This is a genomic window from Flavihumibacter petaseus NBRC 106054 (genome assembly GCF_000974785.1).
Lineage (GTDB): Bacteria > Bacteroidota > Bacteroidia > Chitinophagales > Chitinophagaceae > Flavihumibacter > Flavihumibacter petaseus.
Genome location: NZ_BBWV01000001.1, coordinates 628,061 through 641,204, shown reverse-complemented (window position 1 = coordinate 641,204; position 13,144 = coordinate 628,061). Strand labels below are relative to the sequence as shown.

The 13,144-nt window shown below is 49.8% G+C and carries 9 protein-coding genes; 8 read left to right on the top strand and 1 reads right to left on the bottom strand.

Translation table 11 applies throughout. The features are described from left to right. Nucleotides 1-32: 32 nt before the first annotated feature. A complete protein-coding gene (locus FPE01S_RS02695) occupies nt 33-2,459 on the top strand; it encodes a TonB-dependent receptor (RefSeq protein ID WP_052955461.1) in 2,427 nt (808 codons plus the stop codon). Nucleotides 2,460-2,470: 11 nt separating this feature from the next. On the opposite strand, the gene FPE01S_RS02690 is transcribed toward FPE01S_RS02695, so the two are convergent. After that, the gene (locus FPE01S_RS02690; RefSeq protein WP_046367366.1) at nt 2,471-3,103 is read right to left on the bottom strand and encodes a DUF4159 domain-containing protein; all 633 of its coding nucleotides are present in this window, start codon (nt 3,101-3,103) and stop codon (nt 2,471-2,473) included. 68 nt (nt 3,104-3,171) lie between these two features. Between FPE01S_RS02690 and FPE01S_RS02685 the strand changes: the two genes are divergently transcribed. The 7 genes from FPE01S_RS02685 (at nt 3,172) to FPE01S_RS02655 (ending at nt 13,128) form a co-directional block, all read left to right on the top strand. Further along, nucleotides 3,172-4,164, top strand: a complete 993-nt coding sequence (locus FPE01S_RS02685; protein ID WP_046367365.1) for an AAA family ATPase — start codon at nt 3,172-3,174, stop codon at nt 4,162-4,164. Nucleotides 4,165-4,171: 7 nt separating this feature from the next. After that, on the top strand, nt 4,172-5,056 hold the full coding sequence (locus FPE01S_RS02680; RefSeq protein WP_046367364.1) for a DUF58 domain-containing protein: 885 nt from the start codon (nt 4,172-4,174) through the stop codon (nt 5,054-5,056). Between the two features lie 3 nt (nt 5,057-5,059). Next, nucleotides 5,060-6,256, top strand: a complete 1,197-nt coding sequence (locus FPE01S_RS02675) for a BatA domain-containing protein (protein ID WP_046367363.1) — start codon at nt 5,060-5,062, stop codon at nt 6,254-6,256. Between the two features lie 30 nt (nt 6,257-6,286). Continuing rightward, nucleotides 6,287-8,383, top strand: a complete 2,097-nt coding sequence (locus FPE01S_RS02670; protein WP_157473875.1) for a hypothetical protein — start codon at nt 6,287-6,289, stop codon at nt 8,381-8,383. After that, the gene (locus tag FPE01S_RS02665; RefSeq protein WP_046367361.1) at nt 8,380-10,035 is read left to right on the top strand and encodes a hypothetical protein; all 1,656 of its coding nucleotides are present in this window, start codon (nt 8,380-8,382) and stop codon (nt 10,033-10,035) included. The genes FPE01S_RS02670 and FPE01S_RS02665 overlap by 4 nt, the downstream gene beginning before the upstream one ends. A 135-nt stretch (nt 10,036-10,170) precedes the next feature. Further along, on the top strand, nt 10,171-11,808 hold the full coding sequence (locus FPE01S_RS02660; protein WP_046367360.1) for a TldD/PmbA family protein: 1,638 nt from the start codon (nt 10,171-10,173) through the stop codon (nt 11,806-11,808). Between the two features lie 3 nt (nt 11,809-11,811). Then, nucleotides 11,812-13,128 carry a TldD/PmbA family protein gene (locus FPE01S_RS02655; protein ID WP_046367359.1) on the top strand — a complete coding sequence of 439 codons (1,317 nt, stop codon included), beginning with the start codon at nt 11,812-11,814 and terminating at the stop codon, nt 13,126-13,128. The last annotated feature ends 16 nt before the right edge of the window (nt 13,129-13,144 follow it).

Below are 13,144 nucleotides of genomic sequence, written 5' to 3'. Positions count from 1 at the left end.
GTTGTTGCATTTTTGGTGCCTAATTCTGGATCATGTCAGGAAACAAACACCGGTTCTATCTGCTTGCCGCCTTATTATTTGTTATCGCAGGATTTTCTCCGGCAGCCGTTGCACAACCAGGCAATGCTGCGGGCCGGGGAATCTTTTCCGGCAAAGTGGTGGATACGAGAACGGGGCAGGCACTTTCCGGGGCATCCGTTTATTTTCCTGATATTAAGAAAGGCGCCATCGCTGACCGGCAGGGATTATTTACGACGCCACCTATAAACAATGGTGTTTACCTGGTGGAAGTAAGCTACCAGGGACATGCGGCGATCGTTGAAAATATCAGCATCAACGGTAATACCCGGAAAGATTTCAGCCTGCAGGAAAGGATTGTGGAAAATCAGGCTGTTACCATCACCGGAGTTTCTACTGCGATGCGCGTCAAACAATCGCCGCAACCCGTCGATATTCTGAAAAGGGAAGAACTCCAGAGAATATCTGCTACAAATGCCATTGATGCCCTCGCACACAGCGTGCCCGGAGTGTCTGCACTCAGTACCGGCCCTGCAATTTCCAAACCCTTTATCCGTGGCCTCGGTTATAACCGGGTGATTACGATCAATGACGGCATCCGTCAGGAAGGGCAGCAATGGGGAGATGAGCATGGTATTGAAATAGATGATTACAGTATCCAGCGGATCGAGGTGTTGAAGGGGCCGGCTTCTCTTTTATACGGAAGTGACGCGATGGCCGGCGTGATTAACATTATCACCCAGAAGCCTGCGAATGAAGGCCAGATCAGTGGATCAATCGGATCTGAATATCAGTCCAACAATGGTTTGAGAGGATTTTATGGAAACATGGGTGGCACAAAAAACGGACTAAGCTGGAACGCCTATGGTTCATATAAAGCCGCACATGATTACCAGAACAAATACGATGGCTATGTATTCAATTCCAAATTCCATCAGCAGAACTTCGGTGGTATGCTCGGGTACGGCGGTTCGTGGGGTTATACCCATGTGCTGGTCAGTTACTTTGATCAGCAACCAGGAATGGTTGAAGGAGAAAGAGATGAATCGGGTAGGTTTATGAAACCTGTGGCGGGCGGCGACACGGTAGCGACATCAGGCGATTTCAAATCTATTCGGTCCTATGTTCCTTACCAGCATGTACAACATTTCAAAGTGAGTACAGACAATGTATTTAATCTGGGTAAGAACAACCTGGATGTTACGCTCGGTTTTCAACGTAATCAACGCCGGGAATATGGAAACGCCGAAGCAGCAACATCACCTGATGCATGGTTCGATCTCAAAACACTTACTTATGCGGCGAAGCTGCAATTGCCGGCAAAAACAAACTGGAAGTTTACGTTCGGGGCCAGTGGCATGTATCAGACCAATGACAACCGCGCAGAAGAAGTTCTGATTCCCGATTATGCCGTGACCGATATCGGAATATTCGGATTTACACAATATCATTTACGCAGGCTGTCCTTCAGCGGGGGACTCAGGTTTGACAACCGTCATATCAACAGCAATGACATGATCGTTGACCAGGAAGAGAAATTTACTGCGTTCACCCGGGATTTTGCAAATGTTTCCGGTAGCGCGGGGATCAGCTACGAGTTGAACAGCCGGTTACAGGTAAAGGCGAACCTTGCACGGGGTTTTCGTGCACCTTCCCTTGCCGAACTGGCAAGCAATGGTGCCCATGAAGGAACGATCCGTTATGAAGTGGGCGACAAGTCACTTCATAGTGAGACCAGCATACAGGCTGATGCGGGACTGGAATGGAATACTCCCCATCTTTCCCTGGAAGGAAATGTATTTTACAACAGGATCAATGATTTTATTTTCTACCGCAAGCTGCTCAACCAGGCAGGATCCGATTCAACCATATTTGATCCCGAATCCGGAAACACCTTAACAGTCTTTCAGTTCAACCAGCAGGATGCTGTGCTTTATGGCGCTGAACTGATAGTTGATATCCATCCCCACCCTATGGACTGGCTGCATATCAAAAACAACTTCGGATACACTATCGGCCGCTTCGACCAGGCCATAGACGGGAGCCGTAATATTCCCAATATCCCGGCTGCCCGGCTGGTTTCTGAACTGACCATCAATGTATTGCCAAAAGGAAAGCTGATCCGGAACCTCTACCTCACTGGTGAGAGTGATTATACTTTCCGGCAAAGCCGTGCATTTACCGGGTTCAACACTGAAACAGTAACCGGAGACTACTGGCTGGTTAACTTAGCGTTGGGCGCTGACCTGCACAAAGGAGAAAATAAACTGGCGACGCTCCAGTTTGCCCTGACGAATCTCGGTGATGTGGCCTATCAGAATCATCTCGACCGGCTCAAGTATACAGCAGTTAACCCGGTTACCGGCCGGCAGGGTGTATTCGGGATGGGAAGAAATTTCAATGTTAAACTCAACATTCCGCTGAATTTCACCTGGAATTGACCGGTTACCAACTAACGGGAAGGAATAGCGGATAATGCATAGACAATGATATTGACCCCGAATTTGGTGTTGTCTTCAGCTAGAAACCGTTTGTTTCGGAAATCATAGTCCCACTCGCAACCGTAATCTTTATTGCTGTACAGTACGCCGATCCTTCCGTTGATCGTGATGGCTTTCAGGTAATCATGGATCAGATCGTCACCCCAGCCGTTTAATTCAAATGCTGTATTGGGCGGACCTTTTTCAAATTTGAAGAAAGTGTGGTAGATGCCATGTGAATCAGGGATCTTTTTGAGAGCAGCCGGGCCAAACAGTTGGTTCATTTGGGCTTCGAACGATTTGGCAAACAGTCCATCGATATCGTGATTGCAATCGTCCACGAATACAAAGCCACCGTTGTCCACATACTGTTTGAAATGACGGCTTTCGGCCTGTGTAAACTGAACGAGCTTGTGCCCGCTCATGTAACAAAAGGGGTACCTGAAGATCTCGGTGGTGGCGAGGTCTACAATTTTCTCCTGTGGTGACACCGGAATGGTGGTATATTCAATCAGCGAATTGAGGATATTGGCGGGCATGCGTTGATCGGTATCCCAATCTCCTGAGCTATATTTCAGGCGTACAAAGGTGAACTTACCAGTCATGTATTTTTCGAAGCGTTTGCTAAAATAAGCCGTATTTCACATAATTCATTTTACTTAAAACCTGTGTTTTGATACATACGGAAGCTGCATTGCAACAACTGTTGGAAAAGGTATCGCGACTGAAAGCCGAAATTCAGAAACAGATTGTCGGCCAGGACGCTGTTCTGGAAGAGTTGATCATAGCCTTGCTGGCGGGAGGTCATTGTCTGCTGGAAGGTGTACCCGGACTTGCAAAAACGTTGATGGTGCGCACCTTGTCACAGGCGTTGGACCTCCAGTTTAACAGGATCCAGTTTACACCCGACCTGATGCCTACTGATATTATCGGTACGGAGATTCTCGAAGAAGACGTAGCTACCGGGAAAAGATTTTTCAAGTTCAACCAGGGACCCTTATTCGCCAATATCATCCTGGCGGATGAGATCAACCGGACGCCTCCAAAAACACAGTCGGCTCTGTTGGAAGCGATGCAGGAATTCGAAATTACATATGCCGGCCACACCCATTACCTGCAGAGACCGTTTTTTATCCTTGCGACACAGAATCCGATTGAACAGGCCGGTACCTATCCTTTGCCTGAAGCACAATTGGACAGGTTCCTGTTATATGTAAAGATCGGATATCCCTCAGCGGGAGAGGAAGCGGCGATTCTGCATCAGACGACGGGCAACCGGAAGGTGAAGGTTGAAGCAGTGTTGTCGGCGGATGAGATCCTGCAGCTGCAGTCACTGGTGAGGGAAGTGAATATCAGTACTGCGCTGATCGGCTATGTGACCAGGCTGATACGGGAAACACGTCCGGATACCACATCTATTCCTTTTGTGAAGGAATGGGTGGCCTGGGGAGCCGGTCCGCGTGCCGGGCAGGCGCTGATCCTGACAGCAAAGGCCAGGGCACTGCTGAAGGGCAGGTATGCCGTTATCCAGGAAGATATTGAGACCATGATTTTTCCGGTGCTTCGTCACCGGATATTGGTGAATTTCAAAGCTGAGGCGGAGCATGTGAATAGCGACCGGATCTCACAGGCGTTGCTTGAAAGTGTCAGCCGCAAGGAAAATTAGACAGTTCATGCAATTTCCCACTCCAGAAATATTGCTTTCCCTTGGAAATATAGGGCTCGCCGCAAAAATGATGGTCGATCCTTATTTATCAGGCATCAACAAAAGCAGGGTAAGGGGGCAGGGACAGGAATTCAGCCAGTATCGCAGCTATCAGCCCGGAGACGATCTGCGGTGGATGGATTGGAAAATGTATGCACGGTCAGACAGGTATTATGTGCGGGAGTCAGAAATGGATACCAGCATCCGGATCCGGATACTGATCGATGCAAGCGCCTCCATGGCGTACCTGGAAGGAGGTATCAGGAAGATAGATTATGCAAAACTGCTGGCGGCTGCAATGGGTTACCTGGCCTACCGGCAGGGGGATGCATTAGGCCTGATGGTGTTACATCAGGACAATTGGGAAAGTCTTCCTGTCAGGAACGATGCGAGGCACTTGTCCCGTTTCTTTTACCAGCTGGAACAATTGCAAACCGGGGGCCTGTTTTTATCAAACCGGTTTTTTCCGCAACTGAGGTCGGGTGTTCCGGGTAAGGAAATGCTGTTATTCATAACAGATCTGTACCAGGCAAACAACGAGACGCTGGAGTTGCTGCATTCGCTGGCTGCTTCGAAACATGAAGTGATCGTATTTCATCTTATGGGATCCCGGGAGCTCGACATGAATTTCGGATCAGCAGCCACCTTGCAGGATTGGGAAACCGCTGAACGCACAGACAATATCCAGGATGGTGATCGTGCCCAGGCAAAGGAAAACCTGGCGCATTACATCGGCAATATCAGGAAACAGTTGCTTGAAAAAGGAATTACGTATTGCCAGCTGAAAATGGACCAGCCATTGAACGAAGGAATTCTCGAGTTTTTACAGCAGCGACAAAAATCATTTATTTAGTAGTTGAGATTTCTGGAACCCATATGGCTTTTGACAGGAACGGGTATCTGCATTCCCCTGCTGATCCACTGGTGGAAAAGCCGGCAGGGGGCGGTAACCCTGGTTGGTACCATTCGCTTTCTGCCTAAAGCAACGGCAAACCAGGCCAGTCGACATCGGCTGACTGAATGGTTACTGCTGGCAGTGCGGTGTGCGATGATCCTGTTGGCGGCAGTGTGGTTGGCCGGGCCGGTATGGCAAAAAGAAAAAAGCGATAAGCGGGTGAAAGGGTGGGTTCTCGTGCCGCGTGAAGGGATCGGCAGGAACCGGATAGCGATCGACAGCCTCATTCACCAGGGATTCAGGCTGCATGCCTGGGAAAAAGCTTTTCCGGAAATAGAAATGGGTGACACCGCAGGTACAGCGCAACACCGCTATGACCATTTCACGCTGCTTGATGCCATTGAACGCAGGGCTCCTGCCGGTATGCCGCTGGTGTTGTTTACACCGGATAACGTACAGGGTTTTTCAGGACCCAAGCCAAAGGTGAACCGACCGGTTGACTGGAGGCTGTATCATGATCAGCAGCCAAAGGAACTGGCTTCGGCGGCCAGGCTTCCGCGGAAGATCTGGTTGTACAGGGACAGTGAAAAATTTCTGCGACAGGATCAGCACCTGGCAGCAGCCATCAGATCATTACAATATTATTTTAAAGACAGTGTACAGCTGATTCATGTTAACGATCCTGGTAGGGTGAGGCCGGACAGCAATTCCGTGTTGTTCTGGTTAAGTACAAGGCCGCTTCCTGCAATGACCTCAACCGGACTGATATTGCAGGCAGATACAACGCAACAAAGTGCTGGCAGGATAATATGGCAATCTGCGTCGGGCAATGATATTTTGTGGCAGCCTGATCCGGCTAAAAATATTCACCGGCTTTCTGTTGCTGAAGATGGAGCCGGTGGCATCGCTTCCCTGGATGACCTGCCGGAACGCCTGTACTGGTTGTTTCAACCCGGTAGCGAACAACAAAGGTTAACCAGGCTGGAGGACCGCATTGATCCTTCTGCGTTGGTGGATTTTCCGTCGGGTAAAAAGAATAATGCAACCCCCACCCAAATGATTCACGCCGCTTTGCCCGTGGATAGCTGGATGACCGGTCTTCTGATCCTGTTGTTTGTAATGGAAAGGTGGTTGCGCTGGAGGAAAACTAAAACTTAAACACTGAGGTCAGCTAACCGTATATATGACTTGCAGCGCCGCTGGAATCAACAGAGTCGATGGATGGCGATGTTGACCGGGGCATTGTTGTCGCTGCCGGTATCCATCCTGTTGTTCCGGTTGGTAAAATTGCCGCTATGGGCTGCCGTTGTATTGGTGATCCTGGCCGTAATTTTCTCTTACTGGCTGCAGCAGGGAAAAGCATTGAAAGCGGAAGATGTTGCGGTGAAACTCGATCTCAGTTTTCCGGAACTGGAAGAAAGCAGTGGATTGATAATTGCCGAACCCGGAGATCACGGCATGCTCTTTCATCTGCAACGCAACAAGACCACGGAGGTTTTGAATCGTCTTGAAATTGATGATCCCTGGTCCGGAACTTTACGGCGCCGGTACTGGCTGATAGCCGGCAGCATCCTGTTGTCGGTCTTGTTTTTCATGTTGCCGGTTCCGGCCCGCAAAGCGACATCTGGTCCGGCACCTGTTAATGGCAGCCGGATTGTTACGATTTCCCCTGCAGGTGTTAGTGTATCAGTAGTAATCGAGCCACCAGGTTACCTGAAGCGAAGTAAGCTAACACAAAAAAACTGGGCTATCCGTGCAGAACAACATTCTAAAATAACCTGGAACATATCAACAACAATTCCGGTTAAACAATTCCGGCTGGTATTTCAGGATAAAACAGTGTTGAATCTCAGGGGTACTGACAGCTCCGGAAAAAATTGGACAGCAACGAAAGTATTGGATACACCGGGGTTTTACCAGGTTGCATGGGGCGACAGCCTCTCTGGATTATACCCATTCGAAATGATCGCCGACCTCCCCCCTGTAATTCACCTGGTCAATCCTGATGGAAAGGTAGAACTGGAACCGGGGCAACAACCAAACCTGAATTTTCAGGCGTTGCTGGTGGATGATAATGGCCTCGCGGCTGCAACACTGCATGGAACAATTGCCAGCGGTACAGGTGAAAGTGTGAAATTCAGGACGCTTGACATCAGTCTCGGGAGAGCATTGGCCGGCAGCAGAAAATTTGAATGGAATGCAAATATAGATCTTAAGAAATGGGACATCCGGCCCGGCGATGAATGGTATGGTTATATCACGGCACGTGATGCAGCCAACCAGGAATCGCGCTCCGATGTCTGGGTGGTGAAGCTATCTGACACAACGGAGTTGATGAGTTTCGATGGTGTCATGACGACTATGGCAATTAAACCGGAATTTTTCCGCAGCCAGCGTCAGATTATTATTGAAACGGAACAACTGATAAAAGACAAGCCGGATCTTTCCAGGGAAATGTTTCAGCAAAAGAGCAATGACCTTGCGGCAGAACAGAAGCTCCTGCGGCTGCGATACGGCAAATTTCTAGGCGAAGAAGATGAAACGAACATTGGCTACCATGAACATGATGAAGGCCATGAGTCTGGTAATCCTGATTTCGGTAATGCACAGAAGGTGCTGGAAGAGGTCTCACACCAGCATGATAAAGCAGAAGACGCTACCTATTTTGACGCTGCCACAAAAAAGCAGCTGAAAGCTACGCTGACAGAGATGTGGAACGCAGAACTGAAATTGCGCATCTATCAGCCCGTACAGGCCCTGCCTTACGAATACAAGGCATTGCGGTTGTTGAAAGAACTACAGCAGCAGTCCAGAGTGTACGTGGCAAAAACTACGGTGAGAACAACCCCGCTGGATCCTGGAAAGCGGGGCACGGGCGACCAGGACAAGATTGTTTCGACACAACTGGATTACAACTACCAGGTAGCAGACGAGGGGGCAGTAATTTTATCCGATGCGATGCGACTGATCAATGCATTGCGGGAAGGGCCCTCCACAAGGCTTGAAAAAAGTGAAAAGGATCAACTGGATAAAGCGATAGCGATCATAGGAGAAAAGGCGGCTAAAGAACCAGCTTCCTGGTTACATGACTATGAAGTGATGGTCAGCATCAGGGAAGCCCTTCAGACCGGGATTGCCCCGGTACAACCCGATCTTGGGATCGCTGCAGCAGCGCTTACCCGCTTGTCAGTTCCGGTAAGGATGCCGGCGCCGGCGCCGGGAATGCCTGTAAACCCATTGATAAAAGAGTATCGTAAAATTTTGCTGGAAAGTCAGCGTCCATGAATGCCATCGTAACCATATTAACGGGGATCAGTTTATTGCTGATGCTGTACTGGCTCTGCCGGATGGAATGGCACAGGCAGAACAAGCGCCGGTTGTGGTGGCGCCTGATGGCCAATGCAATAGCTGTTGTGGCGCTCAGCATGTTGTTGTACTATGCGTTCCGGCCGCGTGAACAAGAGACCCGTTTGATGGCGGTTCTGGCAACGGAAGGCACACATCCCGATTCTTTAAAATCGTTTTTGTCGCAGCATCCCGGCACTCCTGTTTATACCTGGCGGGAGTGGTTATATGCATCATCAGCAACTGTGGAGCAGCTGCATGTGTTCGGTTATGGATTACCAGCCAGTTACTGGAAGATGATGAATGAGGTGCCGGTACAGCTTCATCTTTCTCCGGAACCGCGCGGGTTCCTGTCGGTTGGCTGGACCAAAATGGTTTACCAGGGCAACCGCTTCGAATGCCGGGGTAAATATGATAATACCGGGGAGGATACTGCGCGTTTGTTCTTGTTGCAGGAAAGCACGGTGAGAGACAGTGTTTTGGTTGGTCCGGGTAAAGTGAATGACTTTGTGCTGAACACGATTCCGTTTTTTACAGGACCCCAGGTATTCACGATGGTGGTCGTTCGCGGGAGGGATACAATTGAAACCAGCAGGTTGCCCGTAATCGTGCATGCTGCTGGCAAAACGAAAATACTGGTGCTGACAGGGTTTCCTGATGCAGAGACCGGATTTCTCTCGCGTTGGCTGGGGCAGATGGGTTATTCAGTAACGGCACGGAACAGGATCAGCAATCAGCAATACCTGACCAACTACCTCCATGCAGATCCTGTAAATTTTAGCAGACCGGCAGGGCAATGGCTCGGACAGTTTGATTTGCTGGTCACTGACGCCGGTACTATGGCGGCGAATCCCGCGGTGAGCAATGCAGCCAGGCAATTGATAGCAGCGGGAAAGATGGGGCTGGTGTTGCTGGCGGATAGCTCACTGACCAAAGAGGTATGGTATGGTCGTGGTTACAGGTGGCAATCCGGCAATGGGGGAGAAGCAGAAGGGACGCTGACATTCGTACCCGGGCCGGCGGCAACGCCGGTTTGGAAAAATCGCGATACAGTACTTGCTGTACGTATGAATGAAGGAGCTGGTCATGTTGCAATCAGTGGATGGCATAGTAGTTTTTCGTTGAGGCTTACAGAGAAAAACAGTCATTACGCAGCATACTGGTCATCGGTGATCACTGGTGCATTACCTGTATCAGAGCCTGAAAAAACAATGTCAGCACTGAACAATTTTCCGGAACCATGGGACGAAACGATTTTGCTCTGGCGAACGGCAGCTCCGGAATATACTGCTGCAGGGACGATTTTCCCCTGGTTACACTATACCGTCGCGTGGCCGGATAGGTCGGGCTGGCAAACAGCAGTCAGCCGCCAGGATTCGGCCCGCTGGTTTGTATTTGACCGGGGAGAATGGTTCACGATGCGAATGCGGGAACGAATGCAGGCTTCTGAGGCTTTTGCCGGCACCCGGGCAACCGTAACGAAAAGTATAGACGGGAAACCTGTCATGAACTGGCAAAGGTTGCGTGGCCTGTTCTTAGGTTGCTTCTTTATGGCGTCTGTTTTTCTATGGATGGAAAAAAAACTGGATTAAAGGTGGCGGGGACGGTTTTAATTTGATTAGTTTGGTAGTTCCTGTTTATCGTAAACACACACACACACACATGAATGCTTTCATTCCCGTTCCTGTGCATTTCAGCCAGGAGACTGTCAACAAAAAATATTACCCATGAAAAGGCGCGATTTTGTTCAGATGGCCGGATGGGGACTTGGTGGCGTCTTTCTTCCCAACATTCCGATTTATGGAAAGGAAATTCCGGAGGCAGCACTGCTGGATAACCCTTTTGATGTTGCCTTGAAAAAACAGCTTGCAGATGTTGCGCTCAATGCCGCCCGGAGTAAGGGTGCCACCTATACGGATGTGAGAATCGGGCGTTACCTGAATCAGTTTGTATCCACCAGGGAGAAAAAAGTGCAGGGCATTGTGAATACTGAGAGTTATGGTGTAGGCATCCGTGTTATAGCAAAAGGGTGCTGGGGGTTTGCTGCCACCAATCAGATGACGAAGGACGGCGTTGCCGAATGTGCCGGCAGAGCTGTGGCTGTTGCACTCGCCAATGCATCCATTCAGGGCGACCCTGTACAGCTGGCACCGCAAAAAGGATACGGTGAAGTGTCCTGGAAGACACCTGTCGAGATCAATGCATTCACAGTTCCGGTAAAAGAAAAGGTGGATTTGCTGATGCAGGTGAATGATACCGCGCTGCAGCTTGGCGCAAGCTTTATCAACTCGCTGATTTTTGCCGTGAACGAGCAGAAATATTTCGCTTCTTCAGATGGTTCCTATATTGACCAGGATATCCACCGGATCTATCCAACATTCAATGTTACCAGGGTAGACCGTGCCACGAATAAGTTTGAGACCAGGTCGGCCTTCAGCGCTCCCATGGGAATGGGTTATGAATATCTGCGGCCGAGACCGGAAGATAAGATCCCTGGAATCGTTACGCTGTATAAACAACGGTATGATATCCTGGAAGATGTTAAGTCTGCCGTCGCCAACGCTACAGCCAAGCACCAGGCCAAGTCTGTTGAGCCAGGTAAGTATGATGTAGTGCTGGACCCCACCCATCTCTGGCTGACCATTCATGAATCAGTGGGGCATCCGACTGAGCTTGACCGTGTGCTTGGCTACGAGGCCAATTATGCCGGCACGAGTTTCCTGACGCTGGATAAATGGAAGTCCGGAAAATTCAATTTTGGAAATCCCCTTGTAAACATCGTTGCAGACAAAATGCAACCCGGTTCACTGGGTGCTGTTGGATATGACGATGAAGGCGTAAAGTGCGGGAAGTGGGACCTTATAAAGGATGGCATCCTGGTGAATTACCAGGTGATCCGCGACCAGGCACATATCCTGGGCCTTCCGGCGTCGCAGGGCTGTTGCTATTCCCAGGGTTGGGACGATGTTCAGTTCCAGAGAATGCCAAATGTTTCTTTATTGCCCGGTAAGCAGTCGCTCAGTGTGGACCAGATGATCGCAGGAGTGGAAAAGGGCATTTACATACTGGGTAACGGTTCTTATTCAATCGACCAGCAACGCTATAATTTCCAGTTCGGCGGTCAGACATTTTACGAGATCAGCAATGGAAAGATTACCGGCATGCTGAAAGATGTGGCGTACCAGAGTAACACTCAGGAGTTCTGGAATTCCTGCCATTCTATCTGCGATGAAAGGGATTACCGCCTCGGCGGATCCTTTAATGATGGTAAGGGACAGCCGGCACAAAGCAGTGCTGTTTCTCATGGCAGTGCGACCACCAGATTCAATAATGTGAACGTAATTAATACGGCCAGAAAAATTTAACGCATGGCAATTCTCAGTAAAGAAGATGCACAGTCCATCCTCAAAAAATTATTGTCTTTTTCCAAAGCTGACGAGTGCCAGGTTTCTGTTAATGCCAGCCAGGGTGGTAATATCCGGTATGCGCGCAATGCAGTTTCGACAGCTGGCGAGGTCAGCAATGCAAGCATCGCTGTGAGTGCTTCCTTTGGAAAACGAACCGGCACGGCAACGATCAATGAGTTTGATGAAGAAAGCCTGCGCAAGGTGGTCGCCAGGGCGGAAGAGCTCGCCCGGCTGGCACCGGAAAATCCGGAATATATGCCGCTGCTGGGTCCGCAGCAATACGCAGAAAGTATTGCCCACTCAGCTGGTACCGCAGCGATGACTCCTGAATCCAGGGCGGAAATGGTCGCCAGGAGCCTGGGGGCCGCAAAATCGGCAGGCCTTGAGGCCGCGGGTTACCTTGAAAACAATCACGGCTGCAGTGCCCTGATGAATTCAAAAGGATTGTTTGCTTACAGTACTGATTCCGGAGTTGACTTTTCTGTGACCGTTCGCAACCGGGAAGGTACCGGTTCGGGCTATACCAGTCAGCAGTATAATGATGTAAGCAAGCTGGATACGCTGGCATTAAGTAAAACGGCAGCTTTCAAGGCAACCCGTTCTTCCGGGGCCAAAGCCATCGAACCCGGAAAATATACCGTGATACTGGAACCACTGGCAGCGGCAGATATGCTGGGTGGCATCTTAAGGTCATTTGATGCCCGCTCGGCAGACGAGGGCAGAAGTTTTCTCAGTAAGAAAGGCGGGGGTACCCGCCTGGGAGAACAGCTTTTCGGCGACCAGGTTACGATATGGTCGGATCCCCTGCACCCGGAAGTTCCCGGCGATACCTGGAATGGGGAGGGGTTGCCGTTAACAAAAACTTCCTGGGTGGAAAAGGGAGTCATTAAGAATCTTGCATACAGTCGCTTTTGGGCGTCTCAGAAAAATGTGAATCCGCTCCCTGGTTCCCGGAACATGATCATGCTGGGAGGAACCGGATCGACCGAGGATCTGATCAGGGGCACGGAAAAAGGCATCCTTGTTACCCGCTTCTGGTATATCCGGATGGTGGATCAGCAAACGCTGCTGCAAACCGGACTTACCCGCGATGGAACATTTTACATTGAGAACGGCCAGATTAAATTTCCCATCAAAAATTTCCGCTTTAATGAAAGCCCGATAATTATGCTGAATAATATTGATGCTATGGGAGCGTCCGTTCGAAGCGGATCGGCATTTCTGCCACCGGTAAGGATCAGGGACTTTACTTTTACTTCACTCTCCGACGCAGTATAAAATCATCATTAACTAA